23 protein-coding genes are annotated in these 22,408 nt (G+C 71.3%); 12 read left to right on the top strand and 11 right to left on the bottom strand.

Annotated elements, in window-relative coordinates; genetic code table 11:
- Positions 1–16: 16 nt before the first annotated feature.
- Genes ACI3KY_RS04105 through ACI3KY_RS04080 form a run of 6 tightly spaced genes read left to right on the top strand, consistent with a single transcriptional unit; the run spans position 17 to position 7,183 of the window.
- A complete protein-coding gene (locus ACI3KY_RS04105) occupies positions 17–973 on the top strand; it encodes an ABC transporter permease (RefSeq protein ID WP_194413108.1) in 957 nt (318 codons plus the stop codon).
- Between the two features lie 11 nt (positions 974–984).
- Entirely contained in the window at positions 985–2,022 is a 1,038-nt protein-coding gene (locus ACI3KY_RS04100) for an ABC transporter permease (RefSeq protein ID WP_404928931.1), read from the top strand.
- Positions 2,019–3,677, top strand: a complete 1,659-nt coding sequence (locus ACI3KY_RS04095; protein WP_404928930.1) for a dipeptide ABC transporter ATP-binding protein — start codon at positions 2,019–2,021, stop codon at positions 3,675–3,677. Before ACI3KY_RS04100 ends, ACI3KY_RS04095 begins: the two co-directional genes overlap by 4 nt.
- A gap of 23 nt (positions 3,678–3,700) precedes the next feature.
- Positions 3,701–4,573 carry a DUF1684 domain-containing protein gene (locus ACI3KY_RS04090; RefSeq protein WP_404928929.1) on the top strand — a complete coding sequence of 291 codons (873 nt, stop codon included), beginning with the start codon at positions 3,701–3,703 and terminating at the stop codon, positions 4,571–4,573.
- The gene (locus ACI3KY_RS04085) at positions 4,570–5,655 is read left to right on the top strand and encodes an LLM class flavin-dependent oxidoreductase (RefSeq protein ID WP_404928928.1); all 1,086 of its coding nucleotides are present in this window, start codon (positions 4,570–4,572) and stop codon (positions 5,653–5,655) included. Before ACI3KY_RS04090 ends, ACI3KY_RS04085 begins: the two co-directional genes overlap by 4 nt.
- A gap of 13 nt (positions 5,656–5,668) precedes the next feature.
- Positions 5,669–7,183, top strand: a complete 1,515-nt coding sequence (locus tag ACI3KY_RS04080; protein ID WP_404928927.1) for an MFS transporter — start codon at positions 5,669–5,671, stop codon at positions 7,181–7,183.
- On the opposite strand, the gene ACI3KY_RS04075 is transcribed toward ACI3KY_RS04080, so the two are convergent.
- The 6 genes from ACI3KY_RS04075 to ACI3KY_RS04050 all read right to left on the bottom strand — a co-directional run bounded on the left by ACI3KY_RS04075 (position 7,184) and on the right by ACI3KY_RS04050 (position 11,691).
- Positions 7,184–7,585 carry an ester cyclase gene (locus ACI3KY_RS04075; RefSeq protein ID WP_404928926.1) on the bottom strand — a complete coding sequence of 134 codons (402 nt, stop codon included), beginning with the start codon at positions 7,583–7,585 and terminating at the stop codon, positions 7,184–7,186. It lies immediately after the preceding gene.
- A gap of 58 nt (positions 7,586–7,643) precedes the next feature.
- The gene (locus tag ACI3KY_RS04070; protein WP_404928925.1) at positions 7,644–7,775 is read right to left on the bottom strand and encodes a hypothetical protein; all 132 of its coding nucleotides are present in this window, start codon (positions 7,773–7,775) and stop codon (positions 7,644–7,646) included.
- Between the two features lie 207 nt (positions 7,776–7,982).
- On the bottom strand, positions 7,983–8,582 hold the full coding sequence (locus tag ACI3KY_RS04065) for a GNAT family N-acetyltransferase (RefSeq protein ID WP_404928924.1): 600 nt from the start codon (positions 8,580–8,582) through the stop codon (positions 7,983–7,985).
- 186 nt (positions 8,583–8,768) lie between these two features.
- Entirely contained in the window at positions 8,769–9,761 is a 993-nt protein-coding gene (locus tag ACI3KY_RS04060) for an ABC transporter substrate-binding protein (protein WP_404928923.1), read from the bottom strand.
- Between the two features lie 53 nt (positions 9,762–9,814).
- Positions 9,815–10,606: an amino acid ABC transporter ATP-binding protein gene (locus ACI3KY_RS04055; protein WP_404928922.1), complete on the bottom strand. Its 792-nt coding sequence runs from the start codon at positions 10,604–10,606 to the stop codon at positions 9,815–9,817.
- Positions 10,603–11,691 carry an amino acid ABC transporter permease gene (locus tag ACI3KY_RS04050; RefSeq protein ID WP_404928921.1) on the bottom strand — a complete coding sequence of 363 codons (1,089 nt, stop codon included), beginning with the start codon at positions 11,689–11,691 and terminating at the stop codon, positions 10,603–10,605. Before ACI3KY_RS04050 ends, ACI3KY_RS04055 begins: the two co-directional genes overlap by 4 nt.
- A 210-nt stretch (positions 11,692–11,901) precedes the next feature.
- On the opposite strand from ACI3KY_RS04050, the gene ACI3KY_RS04045 reads away from it, so the two are divergent.
- Together ACI3KY_RS04045 and ACI3KY_RS04040 are read left to right on the top strand one after the other, a co-directional pair.
- On the top strand, positions 11,902–12,966 hold the full coding sequence (locus ACI3KY_RS04045; RefSeq protein ID WP_404928920.1) for an LLM class flavin-dependent oxidoreductase: 1,065 nt from the start codon (positions 11,902–11,904) through the stop codon (positions 12,964–12,966).
- Positions 12,963–14,276, top strand: a complete 1,314-nt coding sequence (locus ACI3KY_RS04040; protein WP_404928919.1) for an LLM class flavin-dependent oxidoreductase — start codon at positions 12,963–12,965, stop codon at positions 14,274–14,276. The genes ACI3KY_RS04045 and ACI3KY_RS04040 overlap by 4 nt, the downstream gene beginning before the upstream one ends.
- Before the next feature lie 65 nt (positions 14,277–14,341).
- Here ACI3KY_RS04040 and ACI3KY_RS04035 read toward each other — a convergent pair whose 3' ends face one another.
- Positions 14,342–14,971, bottom strand: a complete 630-nt coding sequence (locus ACI3KY_RS04035; RefSeq protein WP_404928918.1) for a TetR/AcrR family transcriptional regulator — start codon at positions 14,969–14,971, stop codon at positions 14,342–14,344.
- A 118-nt stretch (positions 14,972–15,089) separates the two neighbouring features.
- On the opposite strand from ACI3KY_RS04035, the gene ACI3KY_RS04030 reads away from it, so the two are divergent.
- A complete protein-coding gene (locus tag ACI3KY_RS04030; RefSeq protein WP_404928917.1) occupies positions 15,090–15,641 on the top strand; it encodes a hypothetical protein in 552 nt (183 codons plus the stop codon).
- Here the strand turns inward: ACI3KY_RS04030 and ACI3KY_RS04025 are convergent.
- The gene (locus tag ACI3KY_RS04025) at positions 15,556–16,608 is read right to left on the bottom strand and encodes a hypothetical protein (protein WP_404928916.1); all 1,053 of its coding nucleotides are present in this window, start codon (positions 16,606–16,608) and stop codon (positions 15,556–15,558) included. The two genes, ACI3KY_RS04030 and ACI3KY_RS04025, sit on opposite strands and share 86 nt — an antisense overlap.
- A 241-nt stretch (positions 16,609–16,849) precedes the next feature.
- On the opposite strand from ACI3KY_RS04025, the gene ACI3KY_RS04020 reads away from it, so the two are divergent.
- A complete protein-coding gene (locus ACI3KY_RS04020) occupies positions 16,850–17,104 on the top strand; it encodes a hypothetical protein (RefSeq protein ID WP_404928915.1) in 255 nt (84 codons plus the stop codon).
- 177 nt (positions 17,105–17,281) lie between these two features.
- Here the strand turns inward: ACI3KY_RS04020 and ACI3KY_RS04015 are convergent, their stop codons facing one another.
- Both ACI3KY_RS04015 and ACI3KY_RS04010 read right to left on the bottom strand, forming a co-directional pair.
- Positions 17,282–17,857: a GNAT family N-acetyltransferase gene (locus tag ACI3KY_RS04015; protein WP_404928914.1), complete on the bottom strand. Its 576-nt coding sequence runs from the start codon at positions 17,855–17,857 to the stop codon at positions 17,282–17,284.
- Positions 17,854–19,278 carry a PLP-dependent cysteine synthase family protein gene (locus tag ACI3KY_RS04010; RefSeq protein ID WP_404928913.1) on the bottom strand — a complete coding sequence of 475 codons (1,425 nt, stop codon included), beginning with the start codon at positions 19,276–19,278 and terminating at the stop codon, positions 17,854–17,856. The genes ACI3KY_RS04015 and ACI3KY_RS04010 overlap by 4 nt, the downstream gene beginning before the upstream one ends.
- Positions 19,279–19,427: 149 nt before the next feature.
- On the opposite strand from ACI3KY_RS04010, the gene ACI3KY_RS04005 reads away from it, so the two are divergent.
- On the top strand, positions 19,428–19,913 hold the full coding sequence (locus ACI3KY_RS04005; RefSeq protein WP_404928912.1) for a rhodanese-like domain-containing protein: 486 nt from the start codon (positions 19,428–19,430) through the stop codon (positions 19,911–19,913).
- A 72-nt stretch (positions 19,914–19,985) separates the two neighbouring features.
- On the opposite strand, the gene ACI3KY_RS04000 is transcribed toward ACI3KY_RS04005, so the two are convergent.
- Positions 19,986–21,308 (bottom strand): M20/M25/M40 family metallo-hydrolase, encoded by a 1,323-nt coding sequence (locus tag ACI3KY_RS04000; protein WP_404928911.1) that lies wholly within the window; start codon positions 21,306–21,308, stop codon positions 19,986–19,988.
- Positions 21,309–21,626: 318 nt separating this feature from the next.
- Between ACI3KY_RS04000 and ACI3KY_RS03995 the strand changes: the two genes are divergently transcribed.
- Complete coding sequence (locus tag ACI3KY_RS03995; protein WP_404928910.1) at positions 21,627–22,391, top strand: GNAT family N-acetyltransferase; 765 nt, start codon at positions 21,627–21,629, stop codon at positions 22,389–22,391.
- Positions 22,392–22,408: the final 17 nt, after the last annotated feature.

Below are 22,408 nucleotides of genomic sequence, written 5' to 3'. Positions count from 1 at the left end.
GATGAGGAGCGAGACCATGTGGGGCAGTTACATCGCCCGAAGGATCGGGCAGGGCCTGGTGGTGCTGTGGGCCGCCTACACGATCTCGTTCCTCATCCTCTATCTGCTGCCCGGTGACGCCGCCACGCTGTTCGCCGGCGGCGGCGACGTCGAGGCCATCGACCCCGAGCTCGTGGCGAAGCTGCGCAGCGAGCTCGGGCTCGACCGCCCACTGTGGGAGCAGTACCTCGTCGCACTCGGCAAGGCTCTGACCGGCGACTTCGGAGTGTCGACGCAGACCGGGCGTCCGGCATCCGATCTGCTCCTCGAATCGCTGCCGCCGACGCTGGCCCTCACGGCGTTCGCGTTCGTGCTGTCGGTCGTCTTCGGCGTCGCCCTGGCTCTGACGGCCTCACTCGCCCGGGCCCAGTGGCTGCGCAACATCCTCTCGTCGCTGCCACCGCTCGGCGTGTCCGTTCCCGTGTTCTGGATCGGGCTCCTGCTGCTGCAGGCCTTCTCGTTCCGGCTGCGGCTGTTCCCGTCGATGGGCAACGACGGCTTCGAGAGTCTCGTGCTGCCGGCGATCACGATCGCGATCCCCTCCGGGGCGTTCATCGCGCAGCTGCTGTCGAGGAGCCTGCGGTCGACTCTCGCCCAGCCGTATGTCGAGATCGTGCGCGCCAAGGGCGCCAGCGAGCGTCGCGTGCAGCTGGGTCACGCCTTCCGCAACGCGGCGATCCCCGCGCTCACGATGGTGGGCGTGCTCATCGGCGGACTGCTCTCGGGCGCCGTCGTCACCGAGACGGTGTTCTCGCGCCTGGGCCTCGGCCGTCTCGTCGTGACCGCCGTCAACAACCGCGACGTGCCCGTCGTGCAGGCCGTGGTCGTCTTCGCGGCCCTCGTGTTCGTCGTCGCCAACCTCGTCGTCGACCTCGTCTACCCCCTCATCGACCGTCGCATCACGCTCGCCCGTACGGCGTTCGTCGCGGCCTGACAGGAGCAGCCATGACCGTCGAGAACGTGCTCTCCGCCCCCGCACGCACCATCGAGCCGCACGACCCGTTCATCGAGGCGTTCGTCGATCCGGACGCCGATCCTGCGGGCGGGCCTGCGGCGGCTTCCATGGAGGAGGAGCGAACGGTCCCCACGCCCCCTCCAGGCGCCGCTGGCGCGTCGCCCGGAGCCTCCGGGCGCGTGGGCCCAGCCGCCACGCGGCGCTCCGCGGTGAAGCCCGTCGTCGCCGTGCTCAGGCAGCCGACGCTCGTGGCATCGATCCTCGTGCTGGCGCTCGTGACGCTGTGGGCCCTGGTGCCCTCGTGGTTCACCGCGTGGGATCCGATCGTCGGGGTACCGCAGGACCGCCTGCTCCCGCCGAGCACGGAGCACATCTTCGGCACCGACAACCTCGGTCGCGATCTCTACGCCCGTGTCGTCTACGGCGCGGCGACCTCGCTCGCGGCGACGACGGTCGCCGTCGTGGTGGGACTCGCTGTCGGTTCACTGTTCGGACTGCTGGCCGGGTTCCTCCGAGGGTTCGTCGACGACGCCATCATGCGCTTCATGGACGTGCTGCTGGCGATCCCGAGCCTCCTGCTCTCGCTCGCCCTGATCACGGCGCTCGGCTTCGGCACGCTCAACGTCGCCGTCGCGGTCGGCCTCGCCAGCGTGGCATCCTTCTCCCGCGTCATGCGTGCCGAGGTGCTGCAGATCGCCACCGCGGTCTACGTCGAGGCCGCGCGCGTCTCGGGCGTGCGCTGGTACACCGTGCTGCGCCGGCACGTGCTGCCGAACGCGTCGGGCCCGGTCGTCGCCCTCGCCGCCCTCGAGTTCGGCGTGATGGTGCTGGCGATCTCGTCGTTGTCGTTCCTCGGCTTCGGCGCCCCGCCGCCCACGCCGGAGTGGGGCTCGCTCGTGGCGGGCGGCCGGGACTACCTGGCCGTGGCGTGGTGGCTGACCACGCTTCCCGGACTCGTCATCGTCGCGGTCGTGCTGTCGGCCAACCGCATCTCACGCGCCCTCGAGCGCAATGGAGGGATCCGATGACGGCGCTGCTGGAAGTGACCGGCCTGTCGGTCTCGTACGCGCTCGGCGGCGTGCCCCGCCCGGCGATCCGCGACGTGAGCTTCACCGTCGACCGCGGCGAGGTCGTCGCGATCGTCGGGGAGTCGGGCTCGGGCAAGAGCACGACCGCCCACGCGGTGATCCACCTGCTGGCGGGGAACGCGACCGTCGACGCCGGCACCATCCGCTTCGACGGCGCCGACCTCACCGCGCTGTCCCCGCGGGCCTGGCGCGAGGTGCGCGGCCGGCGCATCGGGCTCATCCCGCAGGATCCGACGACGAGCCTCAACCCGGTCAAGCGCGTGGGCCGCCAGGTCGGCGAGCCGCTCGTGGTCCACGGCCTCGCGAGCCGCCGCGCCGCCGACGCGCAGGCGGTCGAGCTGCTGCGCCTCGCGGGGATCGGCGAGCCCGAGGCCCGCGCCCGCCAGTTCCCGCACCAGTTCTCGGGCGGCATGAAGCAGCGCGCGCTCATCGCGACGGCACTGGCGGCCGAGCCGCAGCTCGTGATCGCCGACGAGCCGACCAGCGCTCTCGACGTGACGGTGCAGAAGCAGATCCTCGACCACATCGACACGCTCGCGTCCACCCTCGGCACCGCGGTGCTGCTCATCACGCACGATCTCGGCGTCGCGGCGGACCGCGCCGACCGGATCATCGTGATGCAGCACGGCGGGATCGTCGAGACCGGCCCGGCGCGGGCGGTGCTGGAGGATCCGCAGCATCCCTACACGCGCGCGCTCATCGCCGCGGCACCGGGACTGCGCGGGACGGCGGCCGCGCGTCCGTCGGAGGTGCGTCTCGCGCGCACGGCGGCGCGTGCGTCGCGGCCCGCGGCGGATGCCGAGCGCGCCGCTCTCCTCGAGGTGACCGGCCTGCGCAAGGAGTTCCCGCTTCCCGGGCGCGAGAAGCTGGTCGCCGTCGACGAGGTGTCGTTCCTGATCGATCGTGGCGAGACGCTCGCGATCGTCGGCGAGTCGGGCTCGGGCAAGAGCACGACGGCGCGACTCGCGCTGCGGCTCGAGAAGCCGACGGCCGGCGGCATCCGCTTCGACGGCACCGACATCGTCGCCGCGAGCCGGGAAGAGCTGCGCACGCTGAGGCGCCGGTTCCAGCTCGTCTACCAGAGCCCCTTCGCGTCGCTCGATCCGCGGTTCACGATCGCCGACGTCATCGACGAGCCGCTCCGGGCCTACGGCGTCGACAGGGCGGAGCGCGGGCGACGCGTGCGCGAGCTCATCGATCAGGTCGCGCTCCCCGCGAGCACCGCCACGCGACGCCCGGCCGAGCTCTCGGGCGGCCAGCGTCAGCGCGTCGCCATCGCTCGCGCCCTCGCGCTGCACCCCGACCTGGTGGTGCTCGACGAGGCCGTGTCGGCGCTCGACGTCTCCGTGCAGGCGCAGATCCTCGACCTGCTCGCCGCCGTGCAGCGCGATGTCGGGGTCTCGTACCTCTTCATCAGCCACGACCTGGCCGTCGTGCGCGAGATCTCCGACCGCGTGGCCGTGATGCAGCACGGGCGCATCGTCGAGCAGGGCGCGACCTCGCGCGTGCTCGGCACCCCGCGCGAGGAGTACACGCGTCGGCTCATCGAGGCCATCCCGGGATCGACGCTGTCGACGTCGGTGCCGGTCTCCTGACCCCCACGAGAAACGAGGACGACATGACCACCACCCTCAACACCGACATCGACCGCGTCCAGTTCGGCCGCGACTGGGAGGCCTGGCATCGGGCCCACGAGACGTACCGCGCCGACGCCCTCGGCTTCTTCGCCATCACGGGGCTGCACTGGCTGGGCGCCGACCCGATCACGCTGCCGGGCGCGCCGGGAACCTGGCGCCTGGACGCCGAGGGCGTCGTCGTGGAGCTCGCCGAGGGCGAGAGCCTCACCCTGGACGGCACGACGATCACGGGTCGCCACGCGTTCGGCGAGCTCCCGGAGCGCAGCAGCATCACGCCCGGCTTCCGTGATGGCGAAGTCGCCGGCGCCGTGGAGATCGCACAGCGCGGCGGGCACACGATCCTGCGGCCGCGGCGCGGCGACCACCCGTTCCTCGGCGAGTATCCCGGGACGCCGACGTACGTGCCGAATCCCCGCTGGCGCGTGGCCGCACGCTTCCGCCCGTTCGAGGCGCCCCGGCCGACCGAGGTGGGAGCTGCCGTCGACGGCCTCACCCACGTGTACGACGCGCCCGGCGTGCTCGAGTTCTCGTGGCGCGGCGAGGAGTTCGCGCTCACCGCGTTCGACGGCAAGGCGCCCAGCGACCTGCTCGTGCTGTTCACCGACGCGACGAGCGGGCTCACCACCTACGCCGCGAACCGTTCGGTGGGCGTCGACGCGCCGGATGCCGACGGCTGGACCACGATCGACTTCAATCGCGCCGTCAACCTCCCGTGCGCCTACACCGACTTCGCGACCTGCCCCCTGCCTCCGGAGGGCAACCGCCTGCCGATCGGCATCGAGGCGGGCGAGAAGACGCCGCTGTCGCGCGTGCGGTCCGACGCCGAGCTCGTCGCGCCGGCGGTGAGCGCATGAGGTTCCAGCTGCTCGACATCGTCCCGTACCGCGCCGACCCCCTCACCGGTCGCCAGGTCTCGCCGTCCGAGCGGTTCGCCGAGACGCTGCAGCAGGCGATCCGTGCCGAAGAGCTCGGGCTGGATGCCGTCGCCGTCGGCGAGCGCCACGCGGGGCACTTCATCTCGTCGTCGCCGACGGTGCTGCTGGGGGCGATCGCGGCCCGGACATCCCGCATCCGTCTCAATTCCGGTGTCACGGTGCTCTCGGTGCTGGATCCGGTCCGCGTCGCCGAGGACTACGCCACGATCGATCAGCTGTCGGCCGGCCGGCTCGACCTCACGATCGGCAAGGGCAACGAGGTCGCGCAGTTCCCGCTGTTCGGGCTCGACATCGACGACCAGTGGGAGCTGCTCGCCGAGAAGTACGAGCTGCTGCGGACCCTCTGGCGCGAGGAGGACGTCATCTGGTCCGGGAGCGAGTTCACCCGGCCGCTGACCGGCGTGACGACCCTGCCGCGCCCCTTCGCCGGGCCGCCCCGTGTCTGGCACGGTTCGGCCACGACCCTGTTCTCGGCCGGCCTCGCCGCCCGCTTCGGCGACCCGCTGTTCAGCGCGAACGCCATCCAGCCGCTCGAGAACTACGGCGTGCTCGTCGACCACTATCGCTCCGAGTACGCGCGGCACGGCCACGACCCGGCGGGCGCGTTCGTCGCCGCCGGCTCGGGCGCGCTCTTCATCGCCGACACCACTCAGGAGGCGATCCGCGAGTACGGTCCCGTGTACAACGCGATCGTGGCCGCCACGAACGTACCCGGGAACAACACCCCGTTCCGCGACATCGAGCACGCCGTCACCGAGGGCCCGGCCCTCGTCGGCACGCCGCAGCAGGTGATAGACAAGATCGCTCGCTTCCACGGACGCCTCGGGCACGACCTGCAGTCGATCAGCCTGCCGACCACGGTGCCGTTCGATCGGCAGCTCGAGATCCTCGAGCGCTTCGCCGACGAGGTGGCTCCGGTGCTGCGACGCGAGTTCCCGACGACGCTGTGGACGGACGCCGACCCCCAGGGCCGGCGCACCCCCGAGCTCGTCGCCGCCTGAGCTCGGCGGACACGTGACGATCCAGGGCGCGGACCCCGCGCGGCGATCCCGCACGCGGCCCGCGCTCTGGGCGTGTCTGGCAGCCGGCTTCGCGACGCTGTTCGACGCCACCGTCATCACCTACGCGGCACCCGCGGTGAGCGCATCACTCGGCGGCTCGACCGCCGGCGTCCAGTGGCTGCTCGCATCGTTCTCGCTGACGTTCGGCCTCGGGCTGATCCCCTCCGGCCGCCTCGGCGACGTCTACGGCCGGCGCCTGCTGTTCCTCGTCGGGCTCGGCATCTTCCTGGTCGGAGAGGTCGCCGCCGTCGTCTCGCCCACGATCGCGGTGCTGATCGCCGCGCGATTCGTGCAGGGACTCGGCGCGGGCGTGATCAGCGCACAGGTGCTCGGCGCCATCCAAGACCTCTTCACCGGCCCCGCGCGCCTGCGGGCCCTCGCCGCGTACACCGCGGTCGGAGGTCTGGCCGGCGTGCTGGGGCCGGTGCTGGCTGCCGCACTCCTCGGCGCCGTCGCCTCGGACGTCGCCTGGCGTCTCGTGCTCCTGACTCCGCTCCCCCTCGTGCTCGTCGCACTCGTGCTCGGATGGCGAGGGATGCCGCATCCCGCCGTCGCCCGCGCCGCGACCCGCGTCTGGCTCGACCTGCCGGGCATCGTGCTGCTGTGCCTGGTCGTCGTCGCCCTGACGCTGCCCGTCGTGGAGCCGGGTCTCTCAGGACTGACGGGCCTGGCGGTCACAGGCGGCGCTGTCCTTCTCGCGGCTGTGCTGATCGTGTGGGAGCGGAACTACGCACGCCGCGGTCGCCTCCCCCTGTTCGCGCCGCAGCTCGTCAGGTCGCGCGGCTTCGTGATCGGCAATGTCGTCGCCCTGCTGTGGTTCGGCAGCGGCATGGCCGCCGGCTCCGCCGTGACCCTCTACTTCCTCCAGTCACCGGCACTGTCGGCACTGGCCATCGCCCTGGTGTTCGCGCCCGGCGCGCTCGCCCGCCTCGGCGGATCGCTGTTCAGCCTGCGCGTCGTGCGCCGCATCGGTCCGTCAGCGACGGTCGGGCTCGGCCTCGGACTGCAGGCGGTGCTCTTCGCCGGCCTGGCGATCGCGGCGCCGCTGCTGCCCGACGGCACCCTGTTCGCCGTGGCGGCCGCCGCCCAGATCGGACTGGGCATCGGGGGCGGCCTCGTCGAGCCGGTGGTGCGTGCCACGACTCTCTCGTTCGCGCCCGCCGACCTGCACGGCGTCGCCGCGTCGTTCTTGCAGCTCACGCAGCGGCTGTCGGCGACGTTCCTCGTGGCCCTGGTGACCGGCATCCTGCTGACCCCTGCCGGTGTCAGCACTGCCGCGACGCTGCAGGCGGCACTCGCCACCTGTGCGCTGGGGTCCCTGATCGCGCTGGCGGCATCGGTCGATCCCGGCTATCGGCGGGCAGGCACACGCGGGACGGCCACCGCGGATGACGTGCCGGCGGCTCTTACCTCGGCGCGCAGCATCGGCGAGAGCGTGAACGCTCGTGGCGCCTCCGCGGTACGTTGACTACCGTGCGGGCCCGCCGAGCTGAGCGCGCAGCTCGAGGTCGTTCTCGGAAGCGGTGAACTCGGTGATGCGGCCGTTGGCCACGCGGTACATCTCGAACTCGGCGACGTTGACGTGGCGCCGGGTCGCGGCGATTCCGCGGAACGTGCCCAGGTGAGTGCCGCTGCCCCGCAGATGGGCGGCGAGGCGGTCGTCCTCCACGATGAGCTGGATACGACGCCACCGCCAATCGGGAAAGCCCTGGAAGAGGTCGGCCACGTCGGTGACCCACGCCTCGACCCCGCCGGGCAGATGCGCACGCCGGACCGACGGATCCACGAACGAGCGGATGGCGTCGAGGTCGTGCCGGTTGCAGGCGTCGAGGTACTCGGCGTACCACTCGCGCATCTCCCACGGCTCCACCGGCCCATTATCCCGGGGCGCACCATCCCGGAATGCTCATCGTCCCGGAGCCGGCAACTCACCGTCCCGAGTCGCGTGCCGACGTCAGCGCCTGGCGCCATGCCCTGCGGGCCCAGTCGAAGATCGGCACGATCGACTTCCAGCGTCGCCCGAACAGCGCCTTGCCGAACGAATGGTCGTTCTCCGTCATGTCAGACCCCTGCCGATGGCCGCGCGCGGGCACAACAGGATCGGAACGTCGACGAACCGAGGAGCGGGCTCGCGCGGAGGTCTGTGTGCCGTGTGTACGCCGGGGTCTGGGGCGCGAAGCCAAGAGTAGGCGCAAAACGGCCGGTTGTCGCGTGTTTCCACGAATCGGGGCATGACGCGCTGGGAGGCGGTCGCCTCCCTCGGGATGTCAGCGGAGCGCGGGGGCCAGGTCGTAGCCGAACGCGTACAGCTCGATCCACCGGCCGGGCTGCACTTCCCACATCCCCTCACGCTCCGACAGCCGCTGGAATCCGAGCTTGGCGTAGAGCGCGTGCGCGCCGGTCATCTCTGGGCCGCTGTTCATCACGACGCGGTGCGAGCCCCGCTCGCGCGCGAGCTCGACGACGTGGCGGGTGAGCGCCTCACCGATGCCTCGCCCGCGCGCGGCCGGCGCGACGGCCAGCTGGCGGAAGTCCGTCTCACCCGGCTGGGCCATGTCCGCGAGCGGCCTGCCCTCTCGCGCGACCCACACGGTCCCGAGGATGTCGCCGTCCCCATCGACCGCCACCCAGACGTCGCCCTCGTGCACCCGGCCCGCGACGTCGCGCAGCGACGCCACGTACTCGTCCGACAGTGCGCCGTAGCTCGTCAGGTAGGCATCCGCGGTGACCTGGCCGGCGCGCTCGTACTCCTCGGTGCGGACGAGGCGGATGCTCCAGCCGGCGGAGCGGGATGCCGCGGCCTCGCCGGTTCCGTCGGTCGAGTGGAAGGACACGGCGCCCTGGTCGGGAGGAGTAGAACTGTGCATCCCTCGACCGTAACCCGGCGCGAGACGACGGGCTCCGGCATCCGTCCCCGCCTCGAAGGAGGATGGCGAGTCGGAGAGCGGGACGGGCGGCATGGGAGGGCTCCCTCGGGGAGGACGCCGCCGGACGGCGACGATGGATGCGGGACGCCGGCCGGACCCCTGCGGGTCCGGCCGGCGTGAGGTTCGTCAGGACTTCGGCAGCCCGGCGGGGTTGATCTCGCTCTTCTCGATGCCCTCCGACTGCAGGTCCCAGATCTCGAGGACCTCGTCGTACTGTCCGTTCTCGATCAGATAGTTGAGCGCGATGTTGACCGGCTCGATCAGGCCGTTGCCCTTGGCCGTCGCGGCGGCGATGTTCGCCGTCAGCGGCCAGCCGCCCGGGACGAGCCCGACGACCTTCGTGTCGCCGGTCTCACGTGCAGACCACGCCGACGTCGCGTTCGGACCGAACGTCGCATCGATGCGGCCCGACTGCAGCGCCAGCACGGTGGCGGCGTTGTCGTCGTAGTACTGCAGCTCGGCGGGCTCTTCGCCGGCGGCTTCGAGATCGGCGTTCCAGGCGAGCAGCACCTGCTCCTGGTTCGTGCCCGAGCCGACCGCGATCTTCAGCCCGGAGATGTCGGCGGCCTCCTCGATCTTCTCGATGTCGCTGTCGTTCTTCACATAGAAGCCGAGCAGGTCCTCTCGATAGCTGGCGAAGTCGTACAGCTCCTTGCGCTCTTCGGTGACGGTCACGTTCGAGGTGATGAGGTCGTACTTGCCCGACTGGATGCCGAGCGGCCAGTCCGCCCACGCGACGACGACAGGGTTGTACTCGAGGCCCAGCGCGTCGGCGATCAGAGCGCCGATGTTGGGCTCGGTGCCGGCGGGGTCGGTCTCGCCCTCGGGGATGTAGCCCAGCGGCGGCACGTAGGCCGAGTGCGCCACGGTGAGCTTGCCCGGCTCGACGGGCTGGAAGCCGCTCTCCTCGAGGGCCTCCACGGCCTCGGCCACGGGCTCGTCGAGGCGGACCCACTGAATGTCGTCGGTCGCGACGTTCGCCGACGACGCGCTGGGCTCGGGCGCGGCAGCCTCTGCCGGTGCGTTCTGGTTGACGCCCCAGACGACGCCGCCGACGATCGCGGCCACCGCGACGACGCCGACGCCGATCGCGATGCCCTGCTTCTTGCTCAGTGCCATTGCTGTGTTTCCTTCTCTCGGGTGTGAGGACTCGAAGTCGAGATCTCGATGGGTCAGGCCAGGACTTTTGCGAGGAAGTCCTGGACGCGGGGGTGCTTGGGCGCGACGAGGACCTCGGCAGGCGGGCCCTGCTCGATGACCTGGCCGCCGTCGAGGAATACGACGCGGTCGGCGACCTCACGGGCGAAGCCGACCTCGTGCGTGACGATGATGAGCGTCGTGCCGAGCTGCGCGAGGTCGCGGATGACGTCGAGCACCTCGCCCACGAGCTCGGGGTCGAGCGCGCTGGTCGGCTCGTCGAACAGGATCACCTTGGGCTTGAGGGCCAGGGCTCGCGCGATCGCGACGCGCTGCTGCTGGCCCCCCGACAGCTGCCGGGGGTAGTGCTCCGCCTTGTCGCTCAGCCCGACGCGGTCGAGCAGGCCGAGGGCGAGTTCACGCGCGTCGTCCTTGGAGAGCCGGCCCAGCGCGACGGGCGCCTCGGTGATGTTCTCCAGCGCGGTCAGGTGCGGGAAGAGGTTGAAGTTCTGGAAGACGATGCCGATCTGCGTGCGTCGCTCCAGCACCTCCCGCTCGCGCAGCTCGTAGAGCTTCCCACCGCGCAGCTCGTAGCCGATGAGCTGGCCGTCGACCGTGACCGAGCCGCGATCGACGCTCTCGAGGTGGTTGATCGTGCGCAGCAGCGTCGACTTGCCCGAGCCACTCGGCCCGAGGATGGCGACGACCTCGCCCGGCTGCACGGTCAGATCGATGCCGCTGAGCACCTCGACGCCGCCGTAGCTCTTGTGGACGTTGTGGATCTCGACGAGTCCGCGCGTGGCGGTCTCTGCGATGACGGCGGTCATGCGCCTGCTCCTCCGGAATTCTTGGCATCGTTGCTCGAGCCCTGGAACGTCGCCTTCGCGACGACGGGTGCATCGACGCCGACGAGCGGCGCCGGCCCCGTCTCGGAGTCGCCGAGACGGGCCCACTGCACGCCGGCCCAGTGGCGGGCGCGCTGCAGGGGCGTCGGCGGCAGAACGCGCACCGTGCCGCGGGCGTAGTGCCGCTCGATGTAGTACTGCGCGATGCTCAGGACCGTGGTGATGATCGTGTACCAGACGACCGCGACCAGCAGGAGCGGGATCACCCGGCTGTTGCGGTTGTAGATGACCTGCACCGCGTAGAACACCTCGGGGATCGCGATGACGAACACCACCGACGCGCCCTTGACGAGGCCGATCACCTCGTTGGTGGCGTTCGGGATGATCGAGCGCATGGCCTGCGGCAGGATGATGCGCGTCAGGCGACGACGCGGCGGGATGCCGAGGGCCGCGGCCGCCTCGAGCTGGCCCTGGTCGACCGACACCAGGCCGCCGCGGATGATCTCCGCCGAATACGCCGCCTGGTTGAGGCTGAGGCCGAGGATCGCTGCCGCGAACGCGCTGATCAGCTGCACCGTCGGGAACTCGACGATCCAGAAATCAGTGGTGAAGGGGGTGCCCAGACCCAGCGTCGGGTAAAGGTAGCCGAGGTTGTACCAGACGATGATCTGGACGACGAGCGGCACCGACCGGAAGAACCAGATGAACAGCCATGCGGCCGAACTCAAGAGGGGCGACTTAGAGAGGCGGGCGAGGGCGAGCACGGTACCCAGGAAGAAGCCGATGGATGCCGAGATCACCGTGAGTGCGAGCGTGATGCCGACGCCCTGCAGCACCGGCTCCGACAGGAAGTAGTGGGCGAAGACGTCCCACTCGTAGTTCTCGTTCGTCACCAGCGACCACGCGAACTGGGCGACGACGAACAGGACGACGATGCCGATCGACCACCGGAACCAATGCCGCGTGTGGACGACGCGGAGGTCGCCGAGGTCGACGCGCGACGACGCCGCGGTCGACGGCGGCGCGTCTTCGGCGGCGCCTGTCTGGCGCGGGAGTGTGTCGGTCATGAGGTGCTCCTCGGTCGGCGGCGCAGGGTCTGCGGGGTCGGTGTCTGGGGTGTGTCGGTAGGCCGAAGCTAGGGCTGCACCGCGTCTGCGACCCAGCTGGCGGGGAACCGTGGCGACACGGATCGTGACGGTCCGCAACGCGGCGTCACACTCCGGAATGCACCGACGCACACCGGCCGCCCGCGCGCCAGGACACCTACCGTGGCTCGCATGTCCGACACACCGTTCGTGGTCGCGCTCGAGCTGGACGCCGACGGCGCCCACCCCGCGGCCTCCGCCACTCCTTCCGGCGCGCTCTCGGCGCGCCGCCTCGCCGCGCGCGCAGCCGGCGCCGAGCGCTGGGGATTCACCGCGGCGACCTTCGACGACTCGCCGCTGCCGGCCGCCGGCGACACCGCGCGGCTGGACGCCGTGCAGCGCGCCGCGTTCGCCGCACCCCTGACCTCTGCGATCGGCCTCATCCCCGTCGCGCACGTGGCATATAGCGAGCCGTTCCACGTCGCCACGCAGCTCGCCAGTCTCGACTGGGCATCGAACGGCCGAGCGGGATGGATCGCCGCGGCATCCGGCACCGCCCGCGAAGTCGCCGCCTACGGGCGCGAGGCGATCGCCGACGACGAGCTGCGCCGCGAGCGCGACGACGTCATCGAGGTCGCCCGCCGGTTGTGGGACTCGTGGGAGGACGAGGCGGTGATCCAGGATGCCGCCACCGGCCGCTACCTCGACGCCGATCGGCTGCACTACGTCGACTTCGAGGGCGAGAGCTTCTCCGTGAAGGGACCGCTCATCACGCCGCGCCCGCCGCAGGGGCAGCTGGTCGTCGTGGCGCCGCCGGGCACCGCGGGTGCGGACGTCGCACTCGTCGAGGGCGCCGACATCGCGGCGATCGCGGATGCCGCCTCCCGGGCGCGCGCCGCAGGCGCACCGATCGTGTGGGCCGAGGTCGAGGTGCTGCTCGGCGCGCGCGGCGTGCCGGCTGCGCAGCGGCTGCAGACCCTGGGCGCGTGGCCGCAGACCGGCCGCCTCCGCCACGTCGGCGATGCGCCGGACCTCGTCGCGCTGCTCGCCGAGCTGTCGGCGTCGGTCGACGGCGTGCGGCTGCACGTCGCCGAGCTCGACGTCGACCTCGAGGAGGCGGGGCGTGCGGTGCTCCCCGGCCTCCGCGAGCGGATCGGATTCCGCTCCCCTCGCCCGGGGGACACGCTCCGCGACGCGCTCGGTCTCGAGCGCCCCCTCAGCCGCTACGCCGCGTCCGCCGTGAAGGAGTTCGCATGACCACGTCCCGCCGCATCCAGTTCGGAGTCTTCTTCCAGGGCGTCAACTTCGGCACCATCTGGTCGAGCGACCGCAGCGGATCGCAGTACGACTTCGAGTCGTTCCGCCGGATCGCGCAGACCGCCGAGCGCGGACTGTTCTCGGCGTTCTTCCTCGGCGAGGGGCTGCGGCTGCGCGAGCACTTCGGCCGCATCCACGATCTCGACATCGCCGGGCGTCCCGACGCGCAGACGCAGCTCGCGGCGCTGGCCGCGGTCACCGACCGAATCGGCCTCGTCGCCACGCAGAACACGACCTACAACGACCCCTACGACCTCGCGAAGCGCCTGAACTCGCTGGACCTCATCAGCGAGGGCCGTGCCGGCTGGAACGTCGTCACGACCGACAACGCATGGACCGGGGCGAACTTCCGCAAGGGCGGCTACCTCGACCACGCCGACCGCTACCGCCGTGCGGCGCAGTTCGTCGACGCCGCTCAGCGGCTGTGGGATGCCGGAGCCGACGGCGTCGGCACGCCGGTCGCGGTCGACGGCGATCTGGTGTCGTTCGCAGGTCCCGCTCCGCTGCCGGCCAGCCCGCAGAGCCGCCCGATCCTCTTCCAGGCCGGCGACTCCGATGAGGGGCGCGAGTTCGCCGCGGCGAGCGCGGACGTCATCTTCTCCGCCCATCCCGGGCTCGACGAGGCGATCGCCTTCGCGGCCGACCTTCGCCGGCGCCTGCCCGCGCACGGGCGGAGCGTGGACGAGCTCAAGTTCTTCCCGGGAGCCCAGTTCATCCTCGCCGACACCGACGCCGAGGCCCGCGAGAAGGCCGAGTGGGTCACCCGCGAGCAGGTGTCGCCGCAGACGGCGATCCGCTTCCTCGAGCCGATCTGGGGCCGCGACCTCTCCGAGCTCGACGCGGACGGACCGCTCCCGAGCTTCGACCCGGTGGTCGACGAGGTCGACGGCCAGCGCGGATCCCTGTTCCAGGGCCGCCGTGCGGTCGAGACGGCGCGGGACTGGCGTGAGAGCGCGGCCGCGGAGGGTCTGTCGATCCGGGAGTTCGTCATCAAGCGCTCGTCGCTGCGCACGTTCGTCGGCGGCTACTCGACCATCGCCGACCGCATCGTGCAGTACGTCGACGCCCGCGCCGTGGACGGGTTCAACGTCTCGCCGTACCTGGTGCCGGAGGGTCTGGACGACATCGTCGACGGGCTCATCCCCGAGCTGCAGGGGCGCGGCATCTACCCCACCGAGTACCCGGGCACGACGCTGCGCGAGAATCTGGGACTGCCCGAGCTCGGTCAGCGGGCCGAGCTCGCGGCCTGACACCGACGCTGGCGCCCGCCCGTCCGCCCGCGCCCCGCGTGGGCGGGCGGGCGACCCGGGTAGGCTCACCGCGCCGGTCGAAACGTCGGCTCGGGGGCGCGGCGCGGTGCTCCGAACGTGCGCAGGACGTGTTCGAGAGTCGAGGTGAGCAATTCCTGGGTCGCCTCGCGGTTTGCCTCTCCACGCAACCAGCGGCGTGTCGCCGAACGGTTCAGCCCGGTCCAGCACTCGAGCGCGTAGCGCAGCCGGGCCGAGTCTGCGGCGATCTCGCCGTGGAAGACCGTGAGGACGGCGACAGCTCGTCGAACGAGAACGGTGACGACACGTCGCACTTCGGGGTCGGCGATGTCTTCGCCCGGCGCGATGGTGCCGAGATAGATGACGCGGTTGGACTCCGTCCAGTCCAGCCAGCGTGATACGGAGTCCGCTACACGTGCGTGTGCATCGCGACCGGCGGGCGGCCGCAGTTCCTCCTCGAGGAGCGTGCCGAGCCGCTCGAGCAGTGCGATGTAGACATCCTTGCGTCCGCCGAAGTAGTGGTGGACGAGGCCCCGGGTGACGCCGGCCGAGCGCGCGATGTCTTCGACCGAAACCTCCTCGTATCCACGCTCGGCGAACAGGTCGTTGGCCACGTCGAGCAGCTGCTCCCGCCGTTGTGTGGCGTCGAGGCGTCCACCTTTTCGCGTGGTGTTCATCAGCTGAGTCTCCCAGGATTTGGCGATTAGTCAACAGCGTGTTAGCGTTCCGCCAATAGCGAGCGGCAGTGCCGCCCCTCGCGTCGCGGGCTGCGGCGCAGAACCCGAAAGAGCAGCAATGCGAAAGCGCATCATCGGCCTCGCGGCCGCCACCACAGTCCTGGCCGCCACCCTCATGGGGGGCGCGGCGAACGCCTACACCCTGGACACCGCAGCCGGTGCCGGTTTCGTGGGCAAGGGCGAGGTCCAGCAGGTCATGGGCTGGAACAACAAGACGCTCCAGGAGAACGCCTCCAACGTGGTATTCACCTACGAGTCCACCGACGACTACTCGGCGGTCTGCACCTTCGTGACCGGCGAGGGCACGCGCGGCGAGAAGACGCACAACGTCGCGCACACGACCGAGACCGCTGTCATCGCCTCCGTCAACGGCGACCCCCGTCAGACCAAGGGCCAGAACCAGTTCACCGGCTTCAACCTGGCGGGCTTCGGCGACGTGACCGAGGCCGGCGTGATCCCGGTCGTCGGCGAGCCCTGCCCGGGCAACGAGGGGCACGACGGCCTGTGGACGGCAGTCACCCTGGTCAGCTCGACCGGTGGCCTGTACGCCAACGGCCACCTGCTGACGGTGACCCCCGTCGTGGCACCCGCCCCGGTGGTCGCAGGCTGATCCACCGCATCACCTCGACAGCCCGTCCCGCTTCGGCAGGACGGGCTGTTCGGTGTCCGCTTGCGAGCGAACAGCGGCGCGAAGCGGTTTGGGCCGCGTCATCGTTCTTCGACGCGTCGGCGCTGCCTGACGAGCCGTCGAAGTCTTGGGCACCCATCGCAGTGTCGTAGGTATGTTCTAAAGTCGAAGCATGTTCATCGATCCCGAACTCCCTGACCGGGTGTTTCCCGATGAACTCGACCTGGTCATCGAAGCGGCCGACATGATGACGGTGCTCGCGGCGCAGCGGCTGGTGCGCATCGACGCCATGCGGCGCGAGGCGCTTCGCGACGCGACCCGCAACGGCCGAGTTCTGACCGAGGTCGTGGAGCGGGGCGTTCGGCTGGAGCTCGCGGCTGCGCTCCGGATCACCGAGCACGCCGCCGGCGACCTGCTGAGCTTCTCGCAGGCCATGGTGCACTCCTATCCGGCGGTGCTGGCCTCGATGGAGCGGGCCCGGATCACGGAACGGCACGCGCAGATCCTGATCGCCGCTGTGGACGAACTCGAACCGGAGTTCCGTGACCAGGTGCTCGAGCCGGGAATCGCACTGGCGGAGTCGGAGCCGGTCGGCACCTTCCGCCGTAAGCTGCGCACGCTCGTCGACACGGTGCGCTCGGCGACCCTCACCGAACGATATGAAAGGGCGCTGGCGAGGCGACGGGTCGTGGTCGAGCCCGACCGTGACGGGATGGGATGGGCGCACGTCTATGGACCCTTGGTCGCGCTCCACGCCGCCTTCGGCCGGACGACAGCGATGGCGAAAGTCATCGTGGGCAACGACGGCGAGACGCGCACGCTCGACCAGGTGCGCGCCGACGTCGTCCTCGACCTTCTCATCGACGGCGCGGTCGAGAGTCACCCCGAGCAGGCGCGCGGCGCGAAGGCGACGGTGTTCGTCACCGCCCCTGTGCTCGCGCTCCTCCACGAGTCCGACACCTCACGGGCGGCCGCCGGAATCGATCCGCCGGTCGTCGAAGGCATCGGGCCGATCCCACTGCCTGTCGCGCGGGAACTCGCGGGCGGTGCATCCGGGTGGACGCGCGTGCTCACCCACCCTGAGACTGGGCATAGTGCTTTCCGTCGGCCGCGACCAGTATCGGCCGCCACCCGCGCTTCAGAAGCTGGTGAAGTGGCGAGCGGATCGGTGCATGGGACCAGGATGCGGGATGCCGGCCTCACGGTGCGACGTCGACCACAACGTCGACTGGGCCCTCGGCGGACGCACCGAACTCACGAACCTCGGGCCGCTGTGCAAAGGTCACCACACCGTCCGGCACCACACCGACTGGAGAATCGAACAGGTCGCCGGTTCGGGCGGCGCGATCCGATGGACCTCGCCCTCCGGCCGCCACTACCTCGTCGAGCCGGAGCGCGCAGTGCCCGTGTTCCGCTCCACGGAGAGCGGCGGCGCCCCTTTCTGATCGCCTTTCGATGTGGAGACCCGCGGCGCGAACGCTGTGACCTGGGCGCTCGCCCGCGAAGGATCGACGGCGTACACGACGAGGTGCCTGGCATTCGTCGAAGACGCGATCGAACGCGCGAACGACCTCGAGATGTTCCGCGGCGGAATCCGTCCGCGCGCAGCGACGCAGCGGCGGTCAGCCGCCCAACGCGAACCGGAACACGGCGAGATAGCCGCCACGCGACGCCGGAATCGTCTCGCGCTCGGGCAGCCGATCGAATCCGAGCCGGTGGTACAGGCGCTGCGAACGCTCGTTGGCGGGGCCGGTGTCGAGAACCAGGGCGGGAGCCCCCCACGCACGAGCACGCTCGATCGCCTCGGTCATGAGGGCCTCACCGATTCCCCGGCGCCGGGCCTCTGGCAGCACCGCCAGCAGGCGCAGCTCCGCCTCGCCGCCCCGCGACTGACGCACGAGCGTGCTGTCGGCGCGCAGCAGGCTGGCCGTCCCGAGGATCCGGCCCGCGGTGTCGACGGCGACCAGCAGGTCGCCGGCCTCCGCACGCGCCGCCGCTCCCCGCAGCAGCGCGAGCCGCTCGGGGTCGGGCCGCGTCGCGCCGGGCTCACCGTGGCCGAAGCCCAGGTAGGTCACCTCTCCGACGCTGTCGAACTCGTCGCTGCGCGCCGTCCGCACCGTGAACCGCGGCGCATCGGCTCCGCCATCGGCCACGCTGCCGGCACCGGCGGCACCTGTCTGCAGCAGTTCGGTGGTCACCGCGCCATCGCCAGTCGATCGCTGCGGACGCTGTGAGCGACGAGGGTCTCCCGGGTGATCACGCCGACGATCCTTCCATCGCGGAGGACGGAAGCCGCAATCCAGTCCGGATGCGCGGCATCCAGTCCTGCGAGCGCGACGTCGGGAGCGCGCCCGATTCCGACGGTCGGCGGCGCGAGGGAGGCGTGCTCGCGGACGAGGTCGTGGCCCGCGCCCGCGGCGAGCGCCTTCCGCAGCTCGTCCAGAGCGACGACTCCGGCGACGTCGGCCGCCGGAATCGGCGCCTCTCCGTCGCTGCGCCGGTAGACGACGAGAACGGGGGCTGCGGCATCCCTCTCGTCCAGACGCAGACGGGCGACCGCCTCGGCGACGGTCAGGTGCGTGGCGACCCGGGGTGCGGGCGCGTCGACGAGGCCGCCCAGCGTCGGAGCGTCGCTGTCGTCGAAGACGAATCCGCGCTCGGCGAGCCACTCGTCGTCGTAGTACGTCGAGAGCGCGTTGCGCCCGGAGTCCGGGGCGAGCGCGACCACGACGTCGTCGGGACCGAGCCGTTCGGCCAGGCGCAGCGCCGCTGCGAGCGCCGTTCCGGCCGACCCGCCCAACAGGATGCCGTCCTCCCGGGCGGCGCGGCGGGCGATGAGGATCGCCTCGCGGTCGGTCACGGTGAGGTAGTCGTCGACGACGTCGAGGTGGAACGACTGCGGCCACACGTCCTCCTCCGCCTCGGGGTGCACGGTGTGCCCGGCACCCTCGATGTGCTTGGGGCTGCCGTCGCCACCGGAGTACGACGAACCGGCGGGGTCCGCGGCGATGACCCGTACCGCCCCGCGGCTCAGCGTCTTCAGCGACCGGCCCGTCCCCGAGATCGTGCCGCCCGTGCCCGCGCTCGCGACGAAGTGCGTGACGGCGCCGCCGGTGTCGGCCCAGATCTCGGGACCGGTCGACTCCGCGTGCGCCGCGGGATTGGCGGGGGTGTCGTACTGGCCTGCCCGCCACGCGCCGGGAGTCTCAGCGACGAACCGGTCCGCGGCGGCGCCGAGGCTGTCGGGGTGACCCTTCGGGACGAACGCATCCACCAGCCGCACCTCCGCGCCGTACGCGTGCAGCAGACGGATCTTCTCGGCGGCGATCTGGCTCGACGTGAAGATCACCGCGCGGTAGCCGAGGTGCGCGGCGACGAGCGCGAGGCCGACACCGGTGTTCCCCGAGGTCACCTCGACCACCGTGCCTCCGGGCCGCAGCGAGCCGTCCCGCTCGGCAGCGCGGATCATCCCCAGCGCCGCGCGGTCCTTCACGCTGCCGCCGGGATTCTGGTACTCGAGCTTCACGTAGACGCGCGGCCGCAGGCCTGCCGCGAGCTGATGCACGCGCACGAGCGGCGTGCCGCCGATGGACTCGATCACCGACTCGTAAAGGACCATGCGCGACCACTCTTTCCGGAGGAGGTCTTCGGACGATACGACCGTTCCTTCGCTGCCTCCGCCGGGTGCGTCGCGAGATGCCACACGACGTAGCGAGGCGTCACACGGCCGCCGCCCAGCGACGTGCCGGCGACGCAACGTGACGGATCATGGCGTCGTGTGACGCGGCGATGCGCCCCGACGCGCGTCGCGGTCGTAGCGTGACGCCGGCAACCGGCATCCGTCCCGTCCGAGAGGATCCCCATGACCGACACCACCGAGGCCGCCACCGAGACCGCCTACGACGCGCCGCTCATCACCGCCGAAGAGGCCGCCGACCGCGCCGCGTCCGGTGCGCTCGTCATCGACGTGCGCAGCGACGCCGGCCGCCAGCGCGACGGCGTGATCCCGGTTCGATCCGCGGCGACCGCGACAACCTGGACGCCCAGTTCCTCCTCGACTCTCCCGAAAAGTTCGCCGAGATCACCGACTGGGACCAGGACATCGTCATCGTCTGCGGGTCGATCCGCGGGTCCGAACCCGTCGCCGAGCAGCTCCGCGCGAAGGGCTTCACGAACGTCGCGCACGTCGACGGCGGCTTCCCGGCGTGGAAAGAATCGGGCGCTCCGACCGCCGAGGTCGACGCCGCGCCCTGAGCACTCGCTCCGTCGATGCGCCCACCGGATGCCTCGGCCCCCCCTCGCGGGCGTGCCGGGGCATCCGTCGTTCTAGGCGGTCCGCAGGATGCGCGCGGTGACACGCGCCGAGAAGTGGAGCGCGTCGACCGGGACGCGCTCGTCGGCGGCGTGGAACTGGGCGAAGACGTCGAAGTCGGCGGGCACCCGCAACGGCACGAACCCGTAGCCGTGGATGCCGAGCTTGGCGAAGTGCTTGTTGTCGGTGCTCGCCGGCAGCAGGTAGGGCACGACGATCCCGTCCGGATCGTGCGCCGTGATCGCGTCTTGCAGCACACCGATGATCGGGGCGTCCAGCGGCGCCTCGGTCGCCGACCACCAGCGTCCCTCGCGGACGTCGATGTCTTCACCGGCGAGGTCGCGGAGCCCCTGGCGGAGCTGCTCGTCCTGTCCCGGCAGGATGCGGATGTCGAGCCGCGCGGACGCCTCGGCGGGGATGATGTTGGTCTTCTCCCCCGCCGACAGCACCGTAGGCGTCGCGGTGTTGCGCGTCGTGGCTCCCACCAGCGATGCCACGAAACCGAGGCTCGCGAGATCGTCGGCGAGCGACTCGTCGGTGAAGGCGAGTCCCCGTGCCTCACCGAAGACGTCGAGGAACCGCTGCAGTGCCGGCGTGCGGACGACGGGGAATCGGTGGGACCCGACGGCCGACACCGCGCGCGCGAGCCTCACCACGGCGTTGTCGTCGGTGGGGCGGGACCCATGGGCGGCATGGCCCCGGGCGGTGAGCGTCGACCATGCGACGCCCTTCTCGCTCGTGGCGACGAGGTACGCGCGCCGCTCATCTGCGGGGTCGGCGACGAGCGGCACCGAGAAGCCGCCCACCTCGCTGAGCGCCTCGGTGACGCCGGCGAACAGCTCTGGACGGTTCTCCACGAGCCAGCCCGCACCCCACACCCCGCCGCTCTCCTCGTCGGCCAGGAAGGCGAACACCAGGTCGCGGCGGGGGACGATGCCCTCGCGCGCGAAGTGCCGGGCGACGGCGAGGATCGTGCCGGCGTAGTTCTTCATGTCGACCGCGCCCCGGCCGTACAGGAAGCCGTCCTCGATGTCGGCGCCGAACGGCGGATGCGTCCAGTCGCCCTCCTCCACTGGCACCACATCGAGGTGCGCATGCACGAGCAGGGCTCCCGCGCCGGGATCGCTGCCAGCGATGCGCGCGACGAGCGAGCCGCGCCCGGGCCGGGGCTCGACGAGCTCCGACGCGATGCCGACCTCGGCCAGGCACTCCTGCACGAACCGCGCGGCGCGGGTCTCGCCGTCGCCGATGGTCGCCGCTATGCCGGTGTTCACGCTCTCGATGCGGATGAGCTCGCGAACGAACTGCAGCGTCTCGTCTTCCAGCCGTGTGGACACGGAACTCCTCGTCGGTGTTGTGGGTGCTCGAGGCGCGCGGGCGCGCTCCCGCCGACACTAACGGCGGAGCCCCGAGCCTGTGCCCTCGGGCGGTCGTCCGACGTCACAGTCGCGTCCCGTCTGCACCCTGGCTCGGCGCCTGCGAAAAGTCGGGCCGGCGAAGTCGACACGCCGGAAACGGATGCCGCACCCCGGGGTGTCTCATGACCGGCCCGACTTTTCGCAGACCTGACGCCTGACTCGACGCCCGCGGGCGTGCATTGCCGGGGATGACAGGCCCGTTTTGCGGCTCGCGCCTCGCAGGCGCACGCTGGATCCATGCCAGACACCGCCATCGACATCGCAGATCCGACCGAGCGCCCTGAGCCGCAGCATCCGTCCGCGGCGGAAGCTCCGCACGCGGACGCTGCCGTGCTCGACAATCCCGCCTGGCACGCGCTCACCGGTCCGCACGCTCGTTTCGCCATCGGCAACGACCTCGTGCGGCGCTACCCCGAAGACGTCGCTCCCTTCGTCGCGGTGAGGACGTGGGACGACCCCGAGGTGTGGGACGCGCTACGCGACCTGGTCGGACCGGGCGCACCCGTCGGGCTCTCCGCCGTCGAGCAGCCGTTTCCTGCAGGGTGGGAGGATCTCGGCGGTGGCGACGGCGTGCAGCTCGTCGAAACCGACGCACTGCAGCCGAGACCGGATGCCGAGGCCGTCGTGCTCGGAGCGGACGACGTCGCGGAGATGCTGGCGATCGTCGAGCGCAACCAGCCCGGCCCCTTCCGGCCACGCACGCACGAGCTCGGCCGCTACATCGGCATCCGCCGCGACGGGCGGCTCGTCGCGATGGCCGGCGAGCGCCTGCACCCGGACGGATGGACCGAGATCAGCGCGGTCTCCACCGACGCCGCGTACCGGCGGCAGGGTCTGGCCTCGCGGCTGGTGCTCGACGTGGCGTTCCACATCCAGGAGCGCGGGGACCGCGCGCTCATGCATGCGGCCGCGTCGAACGTGAACGCCATCGCGGCCTACGAGCGACTGGGATTCGCGCTGCGCCGCTCGACGCGATTCGCGTTCGGACGCACGCCGGCCTGATCCCGGAGCGCAAGCTG

The sequence above is a fragment of the Microbacterium sp. ZW T2_14 genome (genome assembly GCF_044987405.1).
Taxonomy (GTDB): Bacteria; Actinomycetota; Actinomycetes; order Actinomycetales; family Microbacteriaceae; genus Microbacterium.
This window is presented reverse-complemented; position numbering and strand designations above follow the sequence as displayed.